This window comes from Streptomyces shinuiensis, assembly GCF_043660855.1.
Taxonomy (GTDB): Bacteria; Actinomycetota; Actinomycetes; order Streptomycetales; family Streptomycetaceae; genus Streptomyces.
This window is the reverse complement of the sequence record NZ_JBIHML010000004.1, coordinates 73,186-95,099: the sequence shown is the minus strand read 5'-3', so window position 1 is coordinate 95,099 and position 21,914 is coordinate 73,186. Positions and strand designations below refer to the sequence as shown.

Genomic DNA, 21,914 nt, shown 5'->3' with positions numbered 1-21,914 from the left:
GACTCGATCCTCGGTACCGGTCGCCCGGGCCGCGCCGGCTCCGAAGGCCGGACAGCGGGCAAGATCATTCGGTGCTCTGCGCGGCGGCGATGAAGTGGGACATCGTGGCCTTCAGAGCGTCGTCGGGGCCCGGGCCTGCGGCTCCGGTGACGGGCGTCGTCACGAAGTTCGTGGCGGCCAGGTGGTAGCTGACCTGGAAGGGGTCGATCGTCGTGCCGGGTCGCAGCTGGTAGGCGGTGTGGCGGGAGGCGCCGTACTTGCCGATGGTCAGGGCGATGACCTGCTCCGCCTTGGCGCTGGTCAGGAGGATACGGGCCCATTCGATGGACTTGCCTTCGGTGGTGAAGTCGTCGAAGACGATCACGGTCTTGCCTTTGAGCCTGCCCTTGTACTTGGGGTTGATCCGGACGGTGCGGGCCTGGGCGCCGATCGAGATGTCCGCCGTGCTCACCTCGCCGCGGCTCCTCCTCCACCGCTCCAGGCTGGTGTCGGGGGCCTGGCCGGTGCGCTCGAGGAGGTCTTCGCGGTAGTAGGAGCCGACCATGACCTTCGCCTTGGTGAGGAAGCCGGCGAGCTGCTGGCTGACCTGGCCCGGGGAGCTGCTGGGGTAGACGCAGAAGAGGCTGCGGTGGGGCAGGGTGCCGTCGAGGTAGGCGGAGGAGAGCAGCCGCAGCATCAGGATGTCGCGGGCGTCCTGGGTGCCGACGGTGATGCTGCGGCCGCGGGTGAAGACGTCCTGGAGCTCGAAGGTCCGGCCGGAGGCCTGAGGGAAGCGCACGTTGGGAGGCAGCAGCGAGCGAATCTTGAAGGAGCGGGTGTCATCGTTGTGGCTGAAGGCCCAGCGAGGCTCGTCCAGGAGGAAGTGCTCCAGGAGCTCACCGACATCGGTCGGCTGGTCCGCCGACAGGGTGATCATGCCCTTCGCGTTCCGCACATGGTTGGCCCAGCGGGCGAAGACGTGGACGACGCCGGCGTTGATGCCGGTACGCCAGTCCAGCTCGGAGGTCCCCACGATGACGAGCTGGTTTGCGCGCAACTTGAGGCGGTCGGCGACCGTCAGCAGCCAGGCTGCGCCGCCGCGGGCCGGCTGGCCGGGGATGTCGTCACGGCACAGGTGGAGGGCGGGCGCGGGCAGACCCGCGGCCCTCATGGCAGCTTCGGCGTCGAGGGAGTCAGTCGTGAGCAGCACGAAGGAGATGCCGTGTTCGCCGAGCCACTGCAGGAAGTCAGCGATCCCTTCGTAGGCGCGCCCGGGCGAGCGCAGGATCGCCTTGTAGTCGATCGCGACCGCGCGCACCGTGTTCTTCTCGTCCATCGCCGCCCCCACTGCCGTGCCATGGTCATCAGCTGACCCTCTTGCCATGATCTCAGCCGGTCTGACCGCGCACCTGAGGTTCCCAAATTTCCCGGCTCCAGCTCCCGTGGCAGACGGCCTTGCGGCCCCGCAACGTGGCCGAGGCGTCAAGCACGGGGGTGTGTCAATTTGCTGGCTCTGTCTCGCATTCGGTGGCGAAGAAGGGTGAAGCCCGCTCGTCCGTGCATCTGGCGCGCGATCCGCTTGGTCTTGGTGTTGACGCCTTCGGTGGGGCCGTTGTTGTACGGCAGTGTGAGCGTGGCGATCACGGTGTCACAGTCTCGGCCCAGGCTTCGGGTGAAGGCATGCAGATGGGGCAGATCGACTGCGCTGGCCTGGGGCCGAGGCCTGTGAAAGCGTCGGCAGATGGGGGCGGGCTACGGGGTGTTGGTGGTCAGGGAGATGTGCGGGCCGCTCTGGCGGCTGGTGAGCTCCGGTTTCGGCGCCTCGGTGGGTAGGCCTCCAAGCCATCAGCGCCATGAGGGTGACGGCCATGGTGCCCAGGGCTTCGGCGTAGTCGCGTGACGCCCGGTTTGTGATCACCCGAGGCCGAGGACTGCGAGGGGCCGTCGGGGGTCGCGGGCGTTGTGCCGGAGGCTGGCCGCGATGTTCTTCACTCCGGCTGTCCGGAGGGCGCCGATGGCGAGGTTGCGCCAGGTGGCCATCGCGCGGGGTGCGCTGCCGGTCCGTACTTGGGAGGCGTCTTCGGCGAAGGTGGTGTCGCGGACGTGGTGCAGGGCCTCGATGGTCCAGTGATCGCGGACGAGTCGGGCGAGCTGGGACGGGGTGACCTGCCCGGCGGTGAGGCTGGTGACGGCGTAGACCGTCTTGACGGTGCTCTTGCCGGTCTTGCGGTCGGTGCGGCGGCGCTTGATCTGGACAGCCTGGCGGGCTCCGGGAAAGAGGAGGTTGTTCACGGTGGCGACCTTGATCCGGCGGATCTCCGAGCGGCCGTGGCCGACACCCTTGGTGCGGCCCTGGAGCGGGATGTCCTTCCAGGGAAGGGACTTGAGCTGTCTGCGGAGCTTCCTCTGATTGCCCTTGACGATCACGATGTAGTGCGCTGCACGGCCCAGAAGGTAGTCGGCGTGTTCGCGCTGGGTGTGCATGGCGTCGCTGGTGACCACGGTGCCGGCCAGGTCGGCGACGGTGTCCAGCAGCGGCTGGAAGCACGTGATCTCGTTGGTCTTCTCACCGACGTCCAACTGGGCAAGGGCGAGGCCGGTGGTGTGCTCCAGCGCGGCGAGCAGATGGATCTTCCGGTCGTTCGCCCTGGCCGCGCCGCGCAGGCTCTTGCCGTCGACCGCCAGACCGCGCAGCCTGGTGGCTCCGGTCGTCTTCGGCCGGCGGTCCGCGAGCCAGCTCCCGACAGCCAGGTCCAGCGCATCGCCGTCGATGCGGGCCAGCAGCCTGCGGACCGTGGTCTCGGCGGGCAGGGCCCGCCCGGGCAGAAGCGGATCGGGGTCGGCACCGACCCGTTCCAGCACATGTGCAGGGGCATCGGCGATCCACTCGCCAACCGCCAGCAGTGAGGTCGCTCCGGCCAGCACCGCGCACGCGGTGAGCGCGAGCACGACGGACAGGCGGTGGCGCACCCCGCGCGGATCACGCGGGTCCGGCACCTCGGCCAGCCTTTCCAGCAGGCCCGGGACCTCTGAGGGTCCGACCTGCGGCTTCTCGCGCAGTTGATCAAGGGCGGGCGGGATCAGCGATGATGCGTCGGCAGGCACGGTCTTCCACTCGGATCACGGGACGTAGAGAACTCCATGATCTTGGAAGCCGTGCCTGTCACGTTCCGGCCCCGCCACTCACCTGACGGATCACCACGAACCGGGCGTCACGCGACTACGCCGAAGCTCTGCCATGGTGCCCGGCAGCCAGGGCGTGGGCGGCGCGCAGCCCGTAGCCGGACAGCGCCCAGTACCCGGTCAGCAGAGCCTGCTCGGTGCGGGAGGTGTCGTCGGTGTCGTGGCGGCGCATCTCGCACTCGCCGTCGGCCCGCGAGGCCAGGAGGCGTGCCCGTCAACTTCGCGCATTGCGCGAGCGTGCCAGACGCTGCCGCTGTTTACCCATTCTCACCGGACCGCCCCCCGGATGCGTGACGGAAGATCCTCCATGGAACAAGTCCGGCCATTTTTTGACACGCCAGCCAGAAGCCTTTGAAGGCTCATGCGATAATCGTACTAATGTTTTTCCCTCCACTGGGAACGCCCATTTGAGGGACACCGCCGCCGACCCCGCTGCGCCTAGAATTCCAACCATTCTCACGAGTCTGTGAAAATTTCACGGCAGTGTGAAAACAGGACCATGCATTGAGATCAGGAAGGTCGGCGGCCAGGTGTTGCCGTCGCCCGAGGCGGAAGGCAGGTATGACGCGTTCATGATCCACAACGGTATGGCGGCCGATGAGATGACCGGAGCGCTGTGGGTGAAGGCGACCGCGAGCGATGCGTTGAACGACTGCGTCGAGCTTGCACGAGTCGGCGAAAACGAGATCGCGGTGCGTAACTCTCGGTTTCCCGGCGGGCCCGCGCTCGTCTTCACACGCTCGGAGGTCGCAGCGTTCATCGACGGGGCGAGCAAGGGGGAGTTCAACGAGATGACTGTCTGAAATGAACAGGTCGGTACTTGCCTTCGGACCCGTGAGCCGTCCACGCTGAGCGCGCGGTGGGAAACTGCCGCCGACACGCAAGGAGTTCACATGTCCGGTCGGATTCTGGCCCTGGTGGGCCAGGAGGGGCAGACGCCGCCGTCCACGCCGAGGGCCGCAGCACAGCTCATCGGAGCTCTGCTGCGGCACCTGCGTGTTCAGCAGGGTCTGAACCAGGGTGACGTCGCCGGCAGGGTCCCGGGCATCGGATCGGTGCCGACACTGAGCCGCTACGAGAACGCCACCGTCGACCAGAGGGCGGAACGTATCTTCGCGCTACTCCGTCACTACTCGGCCTCGGAGGAGATCCTGCGGGAGGTGGAGGTGTTGATGCGGCAGTCCCAGGGACGGCAGTGGTGGTCCAGCTTCTCCGATGTCGCCGGGGAGGTGCTCACCACCCTGTTCGCTCTGGAGTCCACCTCCAAGGTCATCCGGACCTACCAGGAGCTCAATGTCCCCGGGATGCTGCAGACCGCTTACTACGCGCGGGCCCTGATGGAGGACTACTTCCGCGCGCAGCACAATCCCGAGATACGGCAGAAGAACTTGGCCACGGTCGGCCGCCGCCTGGAGTTGCGGTGCCGGCGGCAGCACCTGCTCGACCAGCCCGACGCTCCCGTCTTCCAGGCTCTGATCGCAGAATCGGTTCTGGCCAAGGAACTGGGCGGTGCCCAGGTCATGCGGGAGCAGCTGCGGCAGCTGTACAGCCTGGCGGAGAACAAGCCCAACGTGCACATCCGCATCCTGCCGGGCTCCGCGATGCGGCAGAACTCTCCCATGCACCCGGCGATGACGCTGCTCAAACCGCATGACAGCGAGACCGGCCGGACCGTCTACCTGGAACACAAGAACCGCGGCGGCGAGTTCCTGGCCGACCCGAGCGACGTGGAGACCTACCAGGCGTCGATGGACGACTGGTGGGATCGGGCGCTGCCGAAGCAGGAGACCATGGAATGCCTGCAGAGGTACATCGACCGGCTCGCCGCCGAGCCCCAGGCATAGTCATCCGATACGGGCGACCCCGCCGTACTCGATCCACTCCTGGGTCCGCTGCCGGGGAGCGAGGTCGCTGTCCGGCAGCCAGCGCGAGACATCGACCGGCCTGTCGGCCTCCAGCAACTGGAGTCCCTCGAAGAACTCGCCGACCCTGTCCACCGACCGGACCTCTCCCCAGGCGCCGCCGGTGATGTCCTGCATGAACTCGGTGAGACCGCGGCGGATTTCGGGGTCGTCACTGGCCAAATGCGAGATCACCAGATAGCTGCCGGGCGGAAGCCGGTCGGCGACCTTGCGTACCAGCCCCCACGGATCGTCCTCGTCGCGGATGCAGTGGAGCACCGACACGAACAGAGCCGCCACCGGCCTGCCGTCCCGCAGCAAACGCTTCGCTTCCGGACTGCGGAAGATCTCGTCGGTCTCGCGCATGTCGGCGTTGAGGACGGCTGTGGTACTTGGATCCTCCGCCAGCATCATCCGCCCGTGGGCGAGAACGATGGGGTCGTTGTCGATGTACACGACCTGGCTTGTGGGGTCGATCTCCTGTGCGACCTGGTGCACGTTGGGCCGCGTCGGTAGTCCGGAACCGTGGTCCAGGAACCGCCGCACGCCGCAGTCGCGTGCGAGGTATCGCACGGCGCGGACCAGAAAGGCCCGGTTGACCCGTGCCAGCTCACGTGTGCTGGGAGCAAGGCGAAGCAATTCGTCGCACGCGTCCCGGTCGACCTGGTAATTGTCCGTGCCGCCCAGGAGGAAATCGTACATTCTGGCAATGCTGGGCTTGCTGAGGTCAAGGATGAGGCGCTCCCCATGCTCGCGGCCGCGCACGCCCCTCTTGGGCGCTGCGGATCTCCAGAGGCAGAGATCCCATGCTAGAAGGGCGCTTCACCTCAGGGCTACCCCCGCCCACCAGCGAACGAAACACTCCGAAGCAAATCAACCGCGCCCGCAGGACCGAGCGCCCCGGCGCACACCTCCGGCACTCGACAAAGGCATATTCACGCGGCGGCGGGAGAGGTGAGATTACTCAAGGCGCGGTTGCGTAGTAGTTCGAATTGCGCTTCCGGCAGCCCCATCGCACGACCGGCCTGCTCGTTCGACAGGCCCAGTTTGTAGCGCAGAACAAGTGCATCCGCCTCGAGTCGGTCGAGCAAGCGGTGCAGCCTGCGGACGGAATCCGTCTGCCAGGGAGCTGTTTCCACCGACAGAAGGTTCCAGGCGAGTGCAGCCGGCGAGCTACTGCCCAGCGCTGTGTGCCAGTGCGCGGCGAGGCCGCACAGCGCGACCACGGCGAGCTCGCCGCCCCGCTGGAGGGATCCTGCGGCAACTGCGCCAAAGCGCCGATACACCGGCCAGCGGTCATGGCAGAAAGCGGCATAGGAGACAGGCAGGCTTGGTGTTCCCCCGCCAAGGGGAACCGCCAACTCCGGGTGCCACTCGCCAAGTTCGACATCAGCGCGCAGCCGGGAAGGACTGTGGCGCATCAGCATGTCGCCTAACCTCGCAGATGTAGAGGGAATGCCGGTGTGATGCCGCCCGCAGGCGGCATCACACCGGAGAAGATCCGCCCCGGCCCGGCTCGGAGGCGGGACCGGAGTCGGCCGGGTTGCCGGATACCTCGCCAACCGAGCCGGCACACAGCCCGCACCCGGACCCCGCCTCCCACAAGGAAAAGGAGCCCGGGCACGTATCAGGACATGCCTGATGCATCAGACGACATGGCGAACCCTCAGATAGGAGACCGCGCTGCGGTCGGACCACGCGGCGACCGTCATCGTCATCAAAGCCTCGAGCGAGACAGCCTCCGGCCGCACGACCGCCGCCACGGCGACGCCGGCGACGAGCACCGAACCGAATCGGAGCGTCAGCAAAAAGATGCCGGCAACAGTAGTTTGCAGAACAGCCGACAGCGGAATGCTAGCCTCGGGCGCTGCCGGAATCATGCTTGCGAGCTTCCGGCGAACGTGCTCAATCATTCTCGTACTCCTCGGTGTGCGAATGAGTGGGCACGGAGGAGAAGGGCTCCGACGCTGACGCCAACCAACTCGGAGCCCTTCTCCGTGCCCGTTCGCACACTAGTAGCGCTGCCCGACTCCGGCACGGGCCGACAATCGTGAAAGCGGAGCCGGGAACTCCCCATGGAACACCGCGGCCGGCCCTGCTGCGCAGCATTTTCCAACCGATCCGGTCCACCAGCGGAAACCAAACCGCCAGCTTCGGTCGACACCGATCAGCAACAACGAAGCACTCCTGAAAACCACATCCGCCCCTGTCCGAAGAAGCCCCCCATTCGGGTGAAGGTGCCCGCAGCGGCAGCACCCGCACTGCAAACCCGCCAGCCGCCCCGTCCATCTACTGAAGTCGAATTCGCGGTGTCATCTGAACTGACGGTCCTTGATCCCTGCGGCATGCCGGTGAGACGCGGTACCCAGGCGCCCCGGCCACCGAGCGGCAGGGGCTCCGGGAACGGTTACGGCTCCAGGCGGCCGAGCGGTTCACCTGGGGCGAGACGAACGCGGGGATCGCCCATGAGCTGCGGATCAGCGCGCGGTCGGTGCGGTCTCCACCCACACCGGCAAGCACCCCCAGCCCTCGGACCGGGCACAGCGCCCTCCGGCCCGCTGTGACGGCTTGCCCAGGCGGTACCGTCCGGGCCCACTGCCACTACCGCCAAGGCCGTCGCCGGTACCGGCCGATAGCCTGACCGGCATGAGTGGCGGCATCGCGTGGATGGGCGCACACCACCACACTCCTCCATCGGCCGGGCCCGGCATGCTCGGCCGTATCTCGCTGACCCTGGCTCGAGGCGTGGAGACGGACGAGTTCCTCATCAACCTGGGCGCCGACCTTGACGAGCTCGCCGCGCGCACCCCGTGCGGGCGGCTGCGCGTACCGGCCGGGCAGCCGGGCCGGCCCTCCCCTGGCCTCAACCGTGCCATGTACGGCGCGTGCGGTGCGTGGACGTACGTGCTGGAAGACTGGGGCACGGCGACCTGGGCGACCGACTTACCAGGGCAAGGTGGAGTCGATGCTTCCCCGCGAGGGCGAGGAGTTCCTCTGCCTGACCGCCAACCGCTTCAGCCCTCCGGCCCAGATCATCCATGCGCCCGGTGCCCGCGCGTACCGGGCCGACTTCGGCACCGACACCGGGCAGGGATCGACCCTCGATACCGCCCTCGGCGCCGCGGGAGCGGTGTTCCCGTCGATGCCCGAGACCGGTGGCGCAGCGGTCGCGATGCTCCTCGCCCTCTTGCTCACCCTTGGGTCCGGCCAGCCGCCAGCTCCCGCCGCACCGCCTGCGGCTCCGGCTCCGGTCAAGTCCGCCCGGTAGGCGACCATCGGCCCACTGTCAGTCGACGAGGTAGTGGGCTTCGATGTAGGCGACGGTGGAGTCGTACGGCTCCCCCACTGGTTTCAGGGCGTAGCGGCGGAAGACCGCGGCGGTGGCGCGGCGGACGCCGCGGTTGCGGGCTTCGGCGTTGTCCCAGGAGCGGGCAAGGGTGTGGGTGACCACTTGGTCGATCTCTTCGGCCAGGTTCCTCTCGGTGATGGTGAGGCCGGGGGGTGCGTGGTCGTGGATGATCCGCGACAGGACGCCTATGTGGTCGTCGTCCAGGACGACGGGTTCGTCGGGGTGTTTTCCGGCGTCGACGATGGCGCGGGCGACCCGGAGGGCTTCGGCGAGGAAGTTCAGGGCGTCCTGGGCGTTCTGGATGAGGCGTTCCCGCAGTTGTCTGATCCGCTCGGCGAGGGCGGTGTACTTCGCGGAGTTTGGGTCGATGTCCTTGTCGAGGGCGGCCTTGATGTGGTCCAGGATCTCGGCCGCGGATGGCGGCCTGTTGTCTTCGTCATCGTTCTTGCTGGTTTTGGGGCGGACGAGGGCGAGGAGTTCTTTGAGGATGGCGATGCCCTGGGCGTCCAGGACGAGGGGGTCTTCCTGGGAGGCGACCACGGAGAAGGAGTGGACGTGGGCGTTGATGATGTCCAGGACCATCGGCCCGAGCTCGCTGAGGCGTTCCTTGCGCTCCTGATCGGAGGACTTTTTGAACAGGGTGGTGTAGACGGAGCCGAACAGGGCGAAGCCGTCGCGGTACTTGGCGGTCCGCTTGTCGGTGTTGATCAGTGGGTACAGGCGGGCCAGGAGGCGGTAGTCCTGGGCGAACACCTCGGCGGCGCCGGGGTGGGTGTCCAGGAAGGTGTTGATGGCCCGCACGGACTGGTAGCCGTGGGCGGTGGGGTCGAGGCCGTCCACGTCCGCGAGGAGGTCTTCGAGGCGGGCGAAGGTGGTGCGGAACTCGGCGACCAGCTCGGTCAGGTCGGTGACGAACCCGCCGCCCCTGCCCGCCGCTCCTGGCGTGGTGGGGTCGGTGACGGCTCGCTGGACCTCTTCGGCCAGGCCGATGTAGTCCACGACCACGCCGGTGGTCTTCACGAACCCGGTCGGGGAGATCCAGGTGCGGTTCGGGCGGGTGATCGTCTGGAACAGGGTGTGGGCTTTGAGCGGCTTGTCCAGGTAGAGGACGCCCTCGTTGGGGGCGTCGAACCCGGTCATCAGCTTCGCGGTCACCACCAGGAAGCACAACGGATCATCCGGGGCGAGGAACCGCCGCTTCTGCTCCTCCTCCTCGGCCTCCGAGAGGCGGAAGGGCCGCAGAGCGGGGTCTTCGTCCTTGGCGTCGGAGACGGAGATGTTGACCTCGGCGGTGATCCGGTCGTGCTGGCCGACCTCGGCGAGGACCTGGGAGACCTCGAAGCCGGCCAGCAGCTCGTTGATCTTGTCCGTGTAGGCCACGGCCAGCTCACGGTTGTAGGCGACGACCTGGGCCTTGAGTCCGTTGCGGTAGGCGCCGGCCAGGTAGTGGTCCACGATGTGCTGGCAGACCGCGTGGATGCGGTCGGGGTTGGCGAACACCGACGTGAGGCGCCCGAACTTGCGGGACAAGGTCTCGCGGTCGGGGTCGTCGAGGTCGAAGTCGTCGGCGAACTGGTCGAATTCGGCCTGCAGCGCCTGGTCGTCCATCTCGAAGGCGACCGGGTGCGGTTCCAGCATCACCGGGACGGTCGCCTCGTCCCGCAGGGACCGGGTGACCGAGTAGCGGTGCATCACCCGGCCCGGGTCGCTCTCCTCGCCGAAGAGGGCGAAGGTGTCGGTGGCGAGGTTGCGGACGGGGGTGCCGGTCATGCCGAAGAACCTCGCGTGCGGCAGCGCCGCGCGCATCTGCCCGGCCAGCGACGTCGACCGGGCGGACTGGGTGCGGTGGGCCTCGTCGACCAGCACGATGATGTTGCCCCGCGCCGACAGGTCTTTGCCGGCGCCGGCGAACTTGTGGACGGTGGTGGAGATGACACCACGCACATCATCGGCGAGCAGGGAGCGCAGCTCGGCGCTGGTGGCGGGCTGGTGGAAGTAGGCGTCCCCCATCGCGGAGGTGAACACCCCGGAGGTCTGCCGGACCAGCTGGGTGCGGTCGGACAGCAGGATGATCGTGGGTGACTCGGTGCGGGTGTCGGCCAGCAGCAGCGAGGCGGCGAACACCATCAGCAGCGTCTTCCCCGACCCCTGGTGGTGCCAGATCAGGCCCTTCGACCCGCCGTCCAGGACCCGCTGGTGGATCAGGTGCGCGGCCTCCATCTGCGGGTAGCGGGGCAGGTACTTCTTGTCCACCCCGCCCCCGGAGGTGTCGAACAGGACGAAGTTGGCGAGCATGTCCAAGACCGTGGCCGGGTTGAGCAGCAGCTCGATGGAGCGCTGCACGTCGGTCTGCCCGGACAGGTTCTCGTCGTCCGCGGTGGAGCGGAACGGCTGCCACAGGTTGGTGGGCGCGCCGGCGGCCCCGAACCGCAGCTTCAGCCCATCACAGGCGACGGCGAAGACGTTGGGGGTGAAGAACCACGGGTACTCGGCGGCGTACACGTCGTTGATCTCCCGGGCGGCATCGGCCCACCCGGACTTCGCGGTCGGCGATTTCACCTCCACCACCACCAGCGGCAGCCCGTTGACCCAGTACACCAGGTCGAACCGGCGGGAGGTCTTGCCCGGCACGGTGATGGTCACCTCGTCCGAGACGATCAGGGTGTTGGCGGCCGGGTCCTCGAGGTCGATGACCTTCAGCGCGTGCCACACCCCGTCACGGTCGCGGAACTCCTTCCGCCCGCGCAGCAGGCGCAGCACCTGCTCATTGGCCCGCACCAGCCCGCCCTCGACAGCGTTGACCGTGGCGACGATCTCCGCGACCACCGCGTCCACGTCGAACCCCCCGACCACCTCCGGGTTCAGCCGGACAATGGCCTCCCGCAACTGACCGACGATGACCGTCTGCGTCGTCTCACGCGGCAGTAACCGGCCCGCCGTGAAACCCCACCCCATCGGAAGGGACCACTGGATCACCAGATTCTGGAACTCACGCTCCCGAACACCCCCCGCCACCACTCACGCCCCCAGCTCGGCAGACTCAACCTCGACAGTCCCGTCCAGCAAACCCGACAGCAGCCCCGCCCGCACAGAACGAAGACGGGCAACCTCGGCCCGGATCGCCGCGACGACCTCGCTCACCGCATCGAGTTCTGCCGCAATGCGCTCCTGGTCGGCGAGACTCGGGAGTCGCACTGGCATGCGGGCCGCCCGCTTGGCTCCGATGTGCTTGATGTTGGTTCCGCCTGCGACCTCACGAAATTGCCCGGACTCGTATGCCCACAGACACCAGTGCTTGACGAACGCCGGAATGCTGACGCCTTCGACGGCGCGGTAGCGGAGCAGAGTGTTTTGGAAGCAGATCGGAGCGGATATTTCACCCCGCCACATGGCTGGCATTCCGACTGCTGTCTCGCTCGCGCTCCCTTCAGAGACGAGGACATCTCCGTACCGAAGCCCGAAGCTCTCACGCTCGATTGGGTTGAAGTCCATCTCAAGTATGTCGGAGAGGTCGAGAGTTCCATAGCCGACATTGGCAGACCGGAGGTAGGGAGTCATGTACGGGCCGGTGGCACGTTGTGGTGAGCGCTGGCGTCCCATCATGATGCAGAATGCCTCGTCCGCTCGGATTTCATCGGTGGAACCGTATGCCATCAAGTCGGCACGAAGGCGACGAAGAACGTCTCGCATCGCATTCGCCTCGGTGTCGAGCGCGGTGATCTGGTCATCGACCGCACCGACGACCTCGACGATCCGCTCCTGCAGCGGCAGTGGCGGAATGTCCATGACGATGTTGAGGAAGTCAGCGGGCTTTACCCGCTCACGCCTGCCTCCCATACCCTTGGACGCTCCTTGAAGGGCTTCCCACATGTGCCGCGTCGTAGTGAGAATGCGAAAGAATTCGGGGTCCGCTTCGGGTGCGAAGGTGAAGGTGGGGAACTCCTGTGAAGCGAACATTTCTGGCAGGTCGTCAGGCGTGACGGTAATCGCGCCCTCGAATGCCTTGAGTCGACTGTAGACGAGCACACCTGGGCCGATCCGGTTGAGTTTCTTGTAGGAGGTCGCTTTCCCGGCGACAGGATCGCGGTAGAGCAGCCCTCGCCCCCTGTTCAGCACTCCCACGGTTGGGTACGTCTGTTCCGGGTCCACGTCTACGGTCTTCACGTTCAGCTTGAGGAATCGTGACAGGGGTGCTCGAACCCAGCCTTTCGCCGTGTTAACGACCTGCTCGCTTTGCACCGCGTTACTCATTGAAGCCCTCGATCCCGGCGGCGGCGAGTACGGCGAGCATGCGCTGCTCGGTCTTCTGTCGCTCGGCGCGGGCAAGGTTGTACGCATCAATGAGGGTGCCGAGGTCTTCGGCCTCGGCGGCGGCCTGCTTGATGTAGCGGCCGATGTTGAGGTCGTACCCGTTTGCCGCGATCTCCGTGGTGGGCACGAAGCGTGCGGCCAGGCTGCCCTCTCCGTCGGGGTCTGCCGGGTTGCCGTCGGCGTCGAAGTCCGAGTGGTAGGCGGTCACCACATCGGCGATGTCGGCTTCGGTGAGGATGTTGCGGTTCTTGGCCTTGGTGAACCGCTGGGAGGCGTCGATGAACAGCACGCCGTCCTTCCGCTCCGGGACCTTGGTGCCGGGGGCGCGGAATACCAGGATCGCCGTGGGGATGGAGGTCGAGTAGAAGAGGTTGGGCGGCAGCCCGATCACGGCTTCCAGGAGGTCGTCGTCCAGGGCGCGGCGGCGGATGGCGGCTTCCTGGCCGCCGCGGAAGAGGACGCCGTGGGGCAGGACGACGCCGGCGCGGCCCTTCTGCGGGTCCATGCTGGCGATCATATGCTGGACGAATGCCCAGTCCGCCGAGGACTGCGGGGCGACGCCGCCGATGGCGCGGGGGTCGTTGGTCCAGGGCTTCCACTTCAGGGAGTAGGGCGGGTTGGCGAGGATCACGTCGAACTGCGCGACGGACCCGTCCGGCTTTGTGAAGCGGGGGTCCTTCAGGGTGTCGGCGACCTCGATCTGGAACTGGGTGAGGTTGTGCATGAAGAGGTTCATGCGGGCGACACCGGCGGTGTCGGAGACGGCTTCCTGCCCGTACAGGCTGAGGGTGTAGCCGCGTCCGCCGCGGGTCTTGAGGAGGTTCGCGGAGGCGATGAGCATGCCGCCCGATCCGCAGGTGGGGTCGTATACCGACTCGAAGGCCTTGGGGTCGAGGATCTCGACGATCAGCTCGACGACCTCGCGCGGGGTGAAGAACTGGCCGGCGCGGGTGCCGGAGCCGTCGGAGAACCGCTTCAGCAGGTACTCGTAGGCATCGCCGAGCACGTCGTGGGAGAGGTTGCCCTCGTGCATCTTCGGGGTGCGGTCCATCGCCTGCATGACCGCGGCCAGGACCTCGGGCGGCAGGACCTCTTCGGAGGTCCAGGTCATGGAGCCGAACAGGCGGGAGAACTTGTCGGGGTTGGCCGTCTCGATGGCTTGCAGGGAGGAGCGGACCCGTTGGCCGAGGCCGGGCTGGGTGATGGTGGCGAGGATGGATGACCAGGAGGCGCGGCGCTCGGCGGCGGTGCCGGGGTAGATGAGCGGGATCTCGAAGCTCTGGTAGTCGCGGTACTCGATCTCGCGGGCTTCCTGTGGGGAGAGGCCGTCCAGGCCCGCGTTCTCGGCCAGGAACTCCTGGTGGCGGTGCTCCCAGGTGTCCGACAGGTACTTCCAGAACATCAGCGGGAAGACGACCGAGGCGTACTGCGCTTCGGGCATCGCCACGCGCAACTCGTCGGCGGCGTCCCACAACCGGCTCTCGATCTCCTGCTGCGTCACTGCCATCAGTCGGGGGTGTCCTTGCTCGTCAAAAAAAGGGGGCGGCGGCCCGAGGGCCGTGGTGTTCCTGCTGTCGCCCTGCTCCGGGAACACGCCGGCGCGGGCACGCGGGACGTGGCGTCCTCGGCGGGAGCGACTCGCCAACGGTATCCCCCTCCAGGACCATGGGACATAGTGAACGGTCCAACTAGAGGACGCAGCACACAGCAGTACCCCCGGTTGTTGATCTTCTCCCCCGCTACATCGGTCTGCCCATCGGAGTCACGCCGCCACGCTCCCGGACCAGGTGCGCGCCACGGTGACTGTCCTGCCATGTCAGGGCTCAACGACCGCGCTGGTCTCGGTGGCCGACCGCCGCGATCGAAGCCCTGTCCGCGAGCGTCGTCGCGATGTAACCGACAAGACCTGCGGGGCGCCGGACACCGTCGTCACCGTGCCTCTGGCAGAACCTGTACACGGCGGGACGGAGCCTGGGCTATGGTCGTGGCCTTCTACCGCTGCATCGCTGAAGTAACCAGGCCCGCCAGCGAGGTGCCGACGACAGGTCAACCGTGTACAAGGGTGGTCTTTGGCCCCTTTGGAACCCCGTCTCCTCCCCTGCGACCTGGCCGTTTACCAATGTCTCTCATGGGGACAGTTGTGGCGGCGGAAGGCTGAAGGTGGGGACGGATCTAGGCACGGTGATGCTGCTGGTCTTGCTGGATGCCTTGGGCTCGTGGGTGGCGTTCGTTATCGGCGAAGCAGGACTGCTCCAGCTGGTCGGCGCGGCGGCCGTTGCTCTGAAGGTATACCTCCTTCACTCGCTGACACTGGCCGTGGCGTACTGCATGGCGGGCTGGTTGTCGCTCTCCTGCAGGACCCGTAGGGCGTTGTGTGGTGCTACGGAGCCTGGTGGGGATTGCGCTTCTTGTGCCGGTACACGGCAATGCGGCGGAGGTTTTTCGGTCAGATCGCCGGGTGCGGCGGACTCGGGCATCGGGAGTGGACCATGATGGAGTGTCACTTATTCGATACGGGAGGTTACCGTGAGTGATCACCGGAAGCCGGAGCCCGACCCCGGGCAGGGCACTCCGCCGCCGGGGAACGCCGACGGGCAGGTGCCCACCCCGCCGCCGGGCAGCGGCAAGCACAAGAAGGACTGACCCGGTGCGCCTCGACGAGCGGTCCGCCCATCTGGCCGAGGCCATGGCGGAGCGTGGTCTGTGGCCCGAGCGCTCGCCGTGGATCCGCCGGGCCGTCGGCGCTCTGCCCCGGCACCGGTTCGCCCCCGACCGGCTGTGGTCCTGGGACGGGTCCGCCGGTGTCTACGTGCCGGTGGACCGGGCGGCCGATCCGGGGCGGTGGGCGGCCGAGGTCTACGCCGGGCCGGACGCCCCGGCCGTCATCCAGATCACCGGCGGCCGGGCGTCTTCGAGTCTGTCGTGTCCGGCGGTCGTGGTGGACATGCTCGACTCGTTGCTGCTGGAACCCGGCCGACGGGTGCTGGAGCTGGGGACGGGCACCGGCTGGAACACCGCGCTGCTCGCCCACCGCGCCGGCCCGGACCGAGTCACCTCCGTCGAGGTCGACCCGCAACTGGCGGCCGCGGCCCGCGAGCGGCTGGCCGCGGCCGGCACCAGGGTGGAGGTGCGAGTCGGGGACGGTACGGCCGGGTGGCCGCAGGGCGCGCCGTATGACCGGGTGATCGCCACCTATGCGGTCGAGGAAGTTCCGTGGGCGTGGGTGGAACAGACCCGGCCCGGCGGTCGGATCGTCACCCCCTGGGGCCGCCTGGGCCACGTCGCACTCACCATCGCCCCCGATGGGCGGTCGGCGTCGGGGTGGGTGCAGGGTCTGGCCCAGTTCATGCCCGCCCGCGGCACCGACCCAGGCGCACCGTTCCACCACGTCCGCGACCGGCAACCCCCCGACATCGAGGGCCCCTTCCCCCGCGCCCTGGGGCCGCTGACCGGGCCGGAGCGAGGGCACCTGCTGTTCGCCCTGCGCGTGCTGCTGCCCGACATCCACGTCACCGCCGGGGCCGGGCAGGCGGGGACGGTGGTGTGGCTGCACGACGGCCACACCTCCTGGGCCACCCTCACCCCCCGCACAGGAACCGACGCCGGCCCGGACGCGGACGTAGTGGCCCGCCAGGGCGGGCCCCGCCGCCTGGCCGACGAAGTACTGCGCGCCTGGACGGTGTGGGAGGAACGCGGAGCGCCGGTGCTGTACGACTTCGGCCTCACCCGCACACCGAACGAGCAGTGGGTCTGGAGCGGCGACCCGGACGGCCCCCGTTGGCAGCCGATGGCCCCCGCGGCGGTGCGCTGACCTCCGCGGGCGGGCGGGCCCGTGGCCGGGCGGTTTCTGTGCCGCCGCCTGGATTCGTCGCCTTCCGGCAGCCCAGCGGTCGAGGAGGGTGGCTTTGCTGCTCCCGGCGCGTAGGTGCCGGTTGCCGGGGTAGCAGCAGGGCCGCCGTGCGGTGCCGGTCCTAGACGGTGGGGTTAGAGGTCGGCTTGGGGGTACCGACGAGCTGGATCAGCGGTTCTGGGTTCCCGTGCAGGGCGGTGTGGAGCGCGGCGGCCAGGTGGCGGGCTCGTGCTTCGTCCGGCACGCCGTAGAGGGTGATGTGGACCGGGCCCGGTGATGAGCCGGAGTCGATTGCGCGGTCGCGTACTAGGTGAGTGACGGCCGTGCGGATGGCCTCGCTGGTCGCGTCATCGAGGGTGTGGCGCGGCGCGGCGGTGAGAGTGTCGGCGCGCACCGTCCACGCTCGGCCGCTGCGCTCGACTGCGATGAATACCGCCGACTGGGTCCGGGCGGCCCGGTAGGCGGTGTTGAAGGCGTCGGTTGCGGTGACGTCGGGGACCTGCGGGGCGGGGCAGGGGATCGGCAGTGGGCGCATGGGGGCATGGTGCCAGGAGGCAGGGGTTTCTGGCATCGGTGTCTCCCGGAGGGCCCGCCATCGGCCCCGCCCCTCGGGGCGGGGCTGCCAGGGCTGAGCCCACACGGGCCACGAGTCGGCCTCATCCGCACGCTGCGGTGGTTGGGATACCACCGGATAGCGGTGCCGTTGATGGTGATGGAGGAGCTGGTTGCCCAACCCCAGGTCCTTCTGCGACGGAGAGCACTCTCGGGTCGCTTCTCACCGTCCATCCCGAACCCGGCGTTAGTGGTGTGATGAATCGGAACATTGCTGAGCAGCTCATGTCGTCTCCGCCCGGGGTCAAGCGTTCCGGAGGAGATCGCCGAGATCATCGCCTCCTAGCAGAGGTGCGGCCTCGGCAGCCTATTTCTGCGAACGCGGGTGAACAGCCGTCTTCAGGCGCCGGCGGCAAGGGCAGCATGAGGGACTGCGTCTGAGCCGTCCCCTGGTCGCTTCTGCGGCCCAGGGGTCCGAGCGGGAGTGTGCTGCCCGGGGTGGCGGGTGGCGGTTCGGTTTCGATTCCACGGGAGGGACGCATGCGGTTCATCGTGTTGGGTGACGGCGAGCGGGTGCAGGGCGGGCCTCGAGCCTGTCTTCTGGTGCCGCGGCGGGACGCTGGGGATGACGGCTACATGACGCTGTACCGCCTGTGGTTCCGGGACGGTGGCGGGGCGGTTGTCGAGCTGGGGTCGGTCAAGATCGGCTATGCCGATCTGCTCCGGGGGGAATGGCCGCTGGAGGCGGGGGAGTTTCCCCGTCTGGAGGGACTGGGGCGCCGGCTGTACTGGTTCTCGGTGGGACAGAACGATCTCTACTACGAGAACATTCGGCGGCTCGGCCCTCGGGTGGGCAGGGAGATCCTGGACGGTCTGTGCGATATCGCGCTGAGCCCGGGGCGCTTCGGGCAGGCGGTGCAGTGGGACGTGACTCAGACGTCGTTGCTGCGCAGCGTCGAGCCGCAGACGGTAGAGGTGCAGTTCCGGCGGATCGCCCAGGGCGGTACCCGGCTTACCGCGTACCGCTTCGACTACGTCGCCTCCTTGGCGGACACCGGACAGGAAGACGAGGACGGGTCCGGGCGGTGGCGGCTGTCGTTCTCCGTCACCCCTCATGCGCAGCCCCCACCAACGTGCATGTGCTGATCGGCCGCAACGGGGTGGGCAAGACCACCCTGCTCGGTGATATCGCCGCGGCGGTGGTCGGCTGGCAGGAGCAGCGGGAGGGAGCCGGGGAGATTGTCTGGTCCGGCGGGGCGGCTGGGGCGTTCACCAACCTGGTCTTTGTGACGTTCAGTGCTTTCGATCCGGCCCGCAAGCAGGAGGAGGACGAGGTCGGGTTGCCCGGCTGGGACGCGGACAAGGACGTCAGCGGTGGTCAGGAGGCGCCGCCGGCCGAGGCCGGTCCTGCACCGGTGTCCTTCACCTACGTGGGTCTGGCCACGGTGGACGAGTTGGGGCGCCCCACGCGGGAGCGCAAGACGCGTAAGGAGTTGAGCGAGGAGTTCGGCCGGAGCGTGGAGGAGGTGGTGGCCGCCGAGCGGGTCGGCCGGTGGATCACCGCGCTGGACACGCTCGGCAGCGACCCGTATTTCTGTCACTCCCCCGTCCACGTCTTCGCCCGGGGTCTGGCGACGCGCGGGGCGTTCTGTGAGGAAGACCTGACCACTGCGCGGGAGATCTTCTCCGCGCTGAGTTCGGGGCATGCGATCGTGCTGCTGACGCTGACCCGGCTGGTGGAGACCGCCGCCGAGCAGTCGCTGGTGCTCATCGACGAACCCGAGGCTCATCTGCATCCGCCGCTGCTGGCCTCCTTCGTCAAGGCGCTGTCGGATCTGCTCACCGACCGCAACGCGGTCGCGGTGCTGAGCACCCATTCCCCGGTGGTCCTGCAGGAGGTCCCGCGCTCGTGCGTGTGGAAGATCGGCCACTGGGACCGCCGCCGGCCCGAGCGGCCCGCGATCGAAACCTATGGGGAGAACGTTGGGGTCCTCACCCATGAGGTGTTCGGGCTGGAGGTCCGGCAGTCAGGCTTCCACGCCGAGATCGAACAAGCCGTGGGCGAGCTGGACACCTACGAGGAGGTGCTGGACCGCTTCGGCGGGCAGCTCGGCGGAGAGGCCAAGGGGTTGGTGCGGATCCTGCTGGCGCACCGGGCCGCGCGGGGAGGGGCCTGATGTGGCCGCTGGATCCCCCGGTGATCTCTGCCCGCTCCAGTTACGAAACCTGCGTGGGCGGCACCCGGGATCCCGGTCGGCGCGGGCGGCTGCTGGCCGCCGCCGACCATGTCGCCGACGCAGGTGAGCGCTTCCGGGACGCGGCCCGGGAGGGTCTGCTGCACGCACTGTGCAGCGCGGCCTTCGCCGTGCCGGGCATCCCAGCCGCCGATGTGGTGGCGTGGGCGTATGAGAACGGCATGGTCGGCGCCAAAGCCGGCCGGGCCTTGTACGAATGAGGGGCCTCGCGTTTTCCGGACAGGTAATTTAGCCGGTTATTTCATGCGGCGAGGCGGAGTCGTTCATGCTCGGCGCGTGCTTCTCGTGGCGGGCGATAACCGATCGCCGAGTGAAGACGCTTGCGATTATACCAGAACTCGATATACCGAATAATGTCCCGCCGGGCCTCCGCTCGGGTGTGATACGTCACGCGTGACACACGTTCGTTCTTCAGGGCGCCGAAGAACGATTCGGCCATGGCGTTGTCAAAACAGATTCCGGTCCGGCCGGCCGAGCGCCGCAACCCGAGTCTCCCGAGGACCTTCCCGTACTCGGCCGACATGTAGTTGCTGCCGCGGTCGGAGTGAAATATCGCGCCCTTTGCGAGCTTCCTGTTGCGGGCCGCGTTCCGGATCGCCCGGGATATCAGCGGTGTCTGGTAGTGGTTGTCCATGGCGTAGCCGATGATCTCTTTGGTGCAGCAGTCGATGACGGTCGCCAGATAGAGCCACCCCTCACCGGTCGGAATGTAGGTGATGTCGCCGACGAGTTTTTCTCCGGGCGCGTCGGCGGTGAAGTCGCGCCCGACGAGGTTCGGCACCGGGCCCGGCGCCGTCCGGGTCAGCGCCCACCGCTTCGGCCTCGGTTGGCAGGGCACCAGGCCCGACTCCCGCATCAGCCGGCGGACCAGTTCCGGGCCGGCGGCGACGCCCCAGCGCAGCAGCTGGGCACGGACGCGCCGGTAGCCGTAGGTGCCGTCGGACATCTCGAACGCTTTGGTAATGAGGAGCCGCAGTTCCTCGCGCCGCTGGGCGGTCGCGGAATCGGGCCGGTTTCGCCAGTCGTAGTAGCCGGAGGTGGATATGCCGAGTTGTCTGCACATGAACTCGACGGAGTAGGCGTACTCCGCGTTTCCGAGTCGCATCGTTTCGATGAACTCGTACTTGCTCGCTACCGGGGATCCTTCGCGAAGTACGCTGCGGCTTTTTTCAGGAAGGCGACTTCCATCTCCAGCTCACGGTTACGGCGTTCGAGTTCCTTCAGTCGGGCCCGGTCGTCCACCGGCAGCGGGCCATCCTGCCGTCCGTTCTCGCGCTCGTGCTGGCGCACCCAGGTGCGCAGCGTCTCCGGGTTCATCTCGAGTTCCCGGGCCACATGTGCGATGGGCTTGCTGGATTTCAGCGCCAGCTGGACCGCTTCTTCACGGAACTCTGGCGAGTACGGACTTGGACGTGCCACGTGCTTCTTCCCTCGATTCCCTACAGGACAACCCTATTGGGTCCCTGTCCGGGATCTTCGGGGCCCCTCAGAACGGCTGCTGGCGGCTCCGCAGGACGAGCGGTGCCCGCTGTGCGGCCACGGCGTGGTGCGCACTCTCGATCACGTCATGCCCAAGAAGGTGTTCCCCGCGTTGTGTGTCGATCCACTGAATCTGGTGCCGGCCTGCGCCGACTGCAACCGGGCCAAGGGGGAAGCGGTGCCCTCGAGCGCGGAGACCACGCCGCTACACCCCTATCTGGACCGTATCGATCACGATTCCTGGCTCAATGCGCGGGTGGTGCACGGCGATCCTCTCTGGCTGGAGTTCTTCGTCAACCCTCCGCCGACGTGGGACCGGGTCCTCATAGGCCGGGCCCAGTACCACTTCGAGCTGTTCGGGCTGGGCCGGCTCTTCGCGACCCAGGCCAACCGCACGCTGAGCGGTATCCGCGGCCAGCTCACCGCCATGCTGGAGGCCGGAGGCGCCCAGGTGGTGCGCGCCTACCTGACGGGCGAGGCCGCGACCCGTCTGGCCGACCGGCCCAATGGCTGGGAAGGCGTCACCTACCGTGCCCTGGCCGGGGACGACCGGTTCTGCAGCGGCACCTTCCGTGCATAAAGCCCATCGGCTGCCGCCCCGCTCGGCCCCGGCCACGCACAGGTGTCGATCGCCTCCCTGATCGGGATGCGTTCGTCGGTGCGCTCGGGCCGGGCGTGCAGGCGCTGGGTGATCTCGGCGGTCCGGATGACGCCGGTCTCGGGGTCCGGCTCCCGGTAGGGGCGCAGCTCGAACTGGTGGTGGCCTGGTGCGCGGTGTCCGCACGCGGCGGGAACGTAGCCGGCCTGCGCGGCGGTTTCGGCGAACTGCTCGACAGTGATCACGGAGGTCTCCCGGATGTCGGTCGGCGGCCGCCCGGCGGTGTCGCCCGTGGTGGGCGGGGGCCGCCTGTTTGTGGCAACTTCAATTGGCCCCACTCCGGCACTGGAGTTGGCCCCACTCGCTGGCCCTGACCGGTCGCGTGGGGTGCGTCAACCTCGCTCCGGCAAGTTGATTTGGCCCCACCCCGAACGAGTGGGTTCCCTGGCCGTGGGGA

General features: G+C 67.9%; 21 protein-coding genes and 1 pseudogene. 8 read left to right on the top strand and 14 right to left on the bottom strand.

The window, feature by feature from the left end; all coding sequences use genetic code 11:
• Window positions 1-64: 64 nt before the first annotated feature.
• The 4 genes and pseudogenes from ACGRHY_RS28205 to ACGRHY_RS28190 form a co-directional block, all read right to left on the bottom strand.
• The gene (locus ACGRHY_RS28205) at window positions 65-1,315 is read right to left on the bottom strand and encodes a hypothetical protein (RefSeq protein WP_394638489.1); all 1,251 of its coding nucleotides are present in this window, start codon (window positions 1,313-1,315) and stop codon (window positions 65-67) included.
• 146 nt (window positions 1,316-1,461) lie between these two features.
• A pseudogene (locus tag ACGRHY_RS28200) lies at window positions 1,462-1,692 on the bottom strand (transposase); the annotation flags it as partial.
• Window positions 1,693-1,893: 201 nt separating this feature from the next.
• A complete protein-coding gene (locus ACGRHY_RS28195) occupies window positions 1,894-3,084 on the bottom strand; it encodes an ISAs1 family transposase (RefSeq protein ID WP_394638488.1) in 1,191 nt (396 codons plus the stop codon).
• A 115-nt stretch (window positions 3,085-3,199) separates the two neighbouring features.
• Window positions 3,200-3,334, bottom strand: a complete 135-nt coding sequence (locus ACGRHY_RS28190; RefSeq protein ID WP_394638487.1) for a hypothetical protein — start codon at window positions 3,332-3,334, stop codon at window positions 3,200-3,202.
• Between the two features lie 400 nt (window positions 3,335-3,734).
• On the opposite strand from ACGRHY_RS28190, the gene ACGRHY_RS28185 reads away from it, so the two are divergent.
• Both ACGRHY_RS28185 and ACGRHY_RS28180 read left to right on the top strand, forming a co-directional pair.
• Complete coding sequence (locus tag ACGRHY_RS28185; RefSeq protein WP_394638486.1) at window positions 3,735-3,965, top strand: DUF397 domain-containing protein; 231 nt, start codon at window positions 3,735-3,737, stop codon at window positions 3,963-3,965.
• Window positions 3,966-4,055: 90 nt separating this feature from the next.
• On the top strand, window positions 4,056-5,006 hold the full coding sequence (locus tag ACGRHY_RS28180; RefSeq protein ID WP_394638485.1) for a helix-turn-helix domain-containing protein: 951 nt from the start codon (window positions 4,056-4,058) through the stop codon (window positions 5,004-5,006).
• On the opposite strand, the gene ACGRHY_RS28175 is transcribed toward ACGRHY_RS28180, so the two are convergent.
• The 3 genes from ACGRHY_RS28175 to ACGRHY_RS28165 all read right to left on the bottom strand — a co-directional run bounded on the left by ACGRHY_RS28175 (window position 5,007) and on the right by ACGRHY_RS28165 (window position 6,976).
• Window positions 5,007-5,828: an SAM-dependent methyltransferase gene (locus ACGRHY_RS28175; RefSeq protein WP_394638484.1), complete on the bottom strand. Its 822-nt coding sequence runs from the start codon at window positions 5,826-5,828 to the stop codon at window positions 5,007-5,009.
• Window positions 5,829-5,998: 170 nt separating this feature from the next.
• Complete coding sequence (locus tag ACGRHY_RS28170; RefSeq protein WP_394638483.1) at window positions 5,999-6,490, bottom strand: hypothetical protein; 492 nt, start codon at window positions 6,488-6,490, stop codon at window positions 5,999-6,001.
• Between the two features lie 219 nt (window positions 6,491-6,709).
• On the bottom strand, window positions 6,710-6,976 hold the full coding sequence (locus tag ACGRHY_RS28165; protein WP_394638482.1) for a hypothetical protein: 267 nt from the start codon (window positions 6,974-6,976) through the stop codon (window positions 6,710-6,712).
• 1,052 nt (window positions 6,977-8,028) lie between these two features.
• On the opposite strand from ACGRHY_RS28165, the gene ACGRHY_RS28160 reads away from it, so the two are divergent.
• Complete coding sequence (locus tag ACGRHY_RS28160; RefSeq protein ID WP_394638481.1) at window positions 8,029-8,331, top strand: hypothetical protein; 303 nt, start codon at window positions 8,029-8,031, stop codon at window positions 8,329-8,331.
• A gap of 18 nt (window positions 8,332-8,349) precedes the next feature.
• Here the strand turns inward: ACGRHY_RS28160 and ACGRHY_RS28155 are convergent, their stop codons facing one another.
• Genes ACGRHY_RS28155 through ACGRHY_RS28145 form a run of 3 tightly spaced genes read right to left on the bottom strand, consistent with a single transcriptional unit; the run spans window position 8,350 to window position 14,230 of the window.
• Entirely contained in the window at window positions 8,350-11,427 is a 3,078-nt protein-coding gene (locus ACGRHY_RS28155; protein ID WP_394638480.1) for a type I restriction endonuclease subunit R, read from the bottom strand.
• A gap of 3 nt (window positions 11,428-11,430) precedes the next feature.
• Complete coding sequence (locus ACGRHY_RS28150; RefSeq protein WP_394638479.1) at window positions 11,431-12,651, bottom strand: restriction endonuclease subunit S domain-containing protein; 1,221 nt, start codon at window positions 12,649-12,651, stop codon at window positions 11,431-11,433.
• Between the two features lie 4 nt (window positions 12,652-12,655).
• Window positions 12,656-14,230 carry a type I restriction-modification system subunit M gene (locus tag ACGRHY_RS28145; RefSeq protein ID WP_394638478.1) on the bottom strand — a complete coding sequence of 525 codons (1,575 nt, stop codon included), beginning with the start codon at window positions 14,228-14,230 and terminating at the stop codon, window positions 12,656-12,658.
• A gap of 1,140 nt (window positions 14,231-15,370) precedes the next feature.
• Here ACGRHY_RS28145 and ACGRHY_RS28140 point away from each other — a divergent pair.
• On the top strand, window positions 15,371-16,534 hold the full coding sequence (locus ACGRHY_RS28140; RefSeq protein ID WP_394638477.1) for a methyltransferase domain-containing protein: 1,164 nt from the start codon (window positions 15,371-15,373) through the stop codon (window positions 16,532-16,534).
• 160 nt (window positions 16,535-16,694) lie between these two features.
• Here the strand turns inward: ACGRHY_RS28140 and ACGRHY_RS28135 are convergent, their stop codons facing one another.
• Complete coding sequence (locus ACGRHY_RS28135) at window positions 16,695-17,108, bottom strand: hypothetical protein (RefSeq protein ID WP_394638476.1); 414 nt, start codon at window positions 17,106-17,108, stop codon at window positions 16,695-16,697.
• A 557-nt stretch (window positions 17,109-17,665) separates the two neighbouring features.
• Between ACGRHY_RS28135 and ACGRHY_RS28130 the strand changes: the two genes are divergently transcribed.
• The 3 genes from ACGRHY_RS28130 to ACGRHY_RS28120 are packed head-to-tail and all read left to right on the top strand — an operon-like array spanning window position 17,666 to window position 19,580.
• On the top strand, window positions 17,666-18,271 hold the full coding sequence (locus ACGRHY_RS28130) for a PH domain-containing protein (RefSeq protein ID WP_394638475.1): 606 nt from the start codon (window positions 17,666-17,668) through the stop codon (window positions 18,269-18,271).
• The gene (locus ACGRHY_RS28125; protein WP_394638474.1) at window positions 18,265-19,302 is read left to right on the top strand and encodes an AAA family ATPase; all 1,038 of its coding nucleotides are present in this window, start codon (window positions 18,265-18,267) and stop codon (window positions 19,300-19,302) included. The genes ACGRHY_RS28130 and ACGRHY_RS28125 overlap by 7 nt, the downstream gene beginning before the upstream one ends.
• A 53-nt stretch (window positions 19,303-19,355) precedes the next feature.
• The gene (locus tag ACGRHY_RS28120) at window positions 19,356-19,580 is read left to right on the top strand and encodes a hypothetical protein (protein ID WP_394638473.1); all 225 of its coding nucleotides are present in this window, start codon (window positions 19,356-19,358) and stop codon (window positions 19,578-19,580) included.
• A gap of 41 nt (window positions 19,581-19,621) precedes the next feature.
• Here ACGRHY_RS28120 and ACGRHY_RS28115 read toward each other — a convergent pair whose 3' ends face one another.
• Window positions 19,622-20,494 (bottom strand): IS3 family transposase, encoded by an 873-nt coding sequence (locus ACGRHY_RS28115; RefSeq protein ID WP_394638570.1) that lies wholly within the window; start codon window positions 20,492-20,494, stop codon window positions 19,622-19,624.
• A 17-nt stretch (window positions 20,495-20,511) separates the two neighbouring features.
• Window positions 20,512-20,799, bottom strand: coding sequence for a transposase (locus ACGRHY_RS28110; RefSeq protein WP_394638472.1), 288 nt, complete (start codon window positions 20,797-20,799; stop codon window positions 20,512-20,514).
• A 148-nt stretch (window positions 20,800-20,947) separates the two neighbouring features.
• Here ACGRHY_RS28110 and ACGRHY_RS28105 point away from each other — a divergent pair, with 148 nt between their 5' ends.
• A complete protein-coding gene (locus ACGRHY_RS28105) occupies window positions 20,948-21,439 on the top strand; it encodes a hypothetical protein (protein ID WP_394638471.1) in 492 nt (163 codons plus the stop codon).
• On the opposite strand, the gene ACGRHY_RS28100 is transcribed toward ACGRHY_RS28105, so the two are convergent.
• The gene (locus ACGRHY_RS28100) at window positions 21,385-21,702 is read right to left on the bottom strand and encodes a hypothetical protein (RefSeq protein WP_394638470.1); all 318 of its coding nucleotides are present in this window, start codon (window positions 21,700-21,702) and stop codon (window positions 21,385-21,387) included. The genes ACGRHY_RS28105 and ACGRHY_RS28100 overlap by 55 nt on opposite strands.
• Window positions 21,703-21,914: the final 212 nt, after the last annotated feature.

Bases quoted from the DNA above. Each gene is read 5' to 3' on its own strand.
- ACGRHY_RS28105 (WP_394638471.1), top strand. From the start codon at position 20,948: ATGCCCAAGAAGGTGTTCCCCGCGTTGTGTGTCGATCCACTGAATCTG.
- ACGRHY_RS28165 (WP_394638482.1), bottom strand. From the start codon at position 6,976: ATGATTGAGCACGTTCGCCGGAAGCTCGCAAGCATGATTCCGGCAGCG.
- ACGRHY_RS28190 (WP_394638487.1), bottom strand. From the start codon at position 3,334: ATGCGCCGCCACGACACCGACGACACCTCCCGCACCGAGCAGGCTCTG.
- ACGRHY_RS28135 (WP_394638476.1), bottom strand. From the start codon at position 17,108: ATGCGCCCACTGCCGATCCCCTGCCCCGCCCCGCAGGTCCCCGACGTC.
- ACGRHY_RS28130 (WP_394638475.1), top strand. From the start codon at position 17,666: ATGCGGTTCATCGTGTTGGGTGACGGCGAGCGGGTGCAGGGCGGGCCT.
- ACGRHY_RS28180 (WP_394638485.1), top strand. From the start codon at position 4,056: ATGTCCGGTCGGATTCTGGCCCTGGTGGGCCAGGAGGGGCAGACGCCG.
- ACGRHY_RS28170 (WP_394638483.1), bottom strand. From the start codon at position 6,490: ATGCTGATGCGCCACAGTCCTTCCCGGCTGCGCGCTGATGTCGAACTT.
- ACGRHY_RS28205 (WP_394638489.1), bottom strand. From the start codon at position 1,315: ATGGACGAGAAGAACACGGTGCGCGCGGTCGCGATCGACTACAAGGCG.
- ACGRHY_RS28185 (WP_394638486.1), top strand. From the start codon at position 3,735: ATGATCCACAACGGTATGGCGGCCGATGAGATGACCGGAGCGCTGTGG.
- ACGRHY_RS28160 (WP_394638481.1), top strand. From the start codon at position 8,029: ATGCTTCCCCGCGAGGGCGAGGAGTTCCTCTGCCTGACCGCCAACCGC.
- ACGRHY_RS28145 (WP_394638478.1), bottom strand. From the start codon at position 14,230: ATGGCAGTGACGCAGCAGGAGATCGAGAGCCGGTTGTGGGACGCCGCC.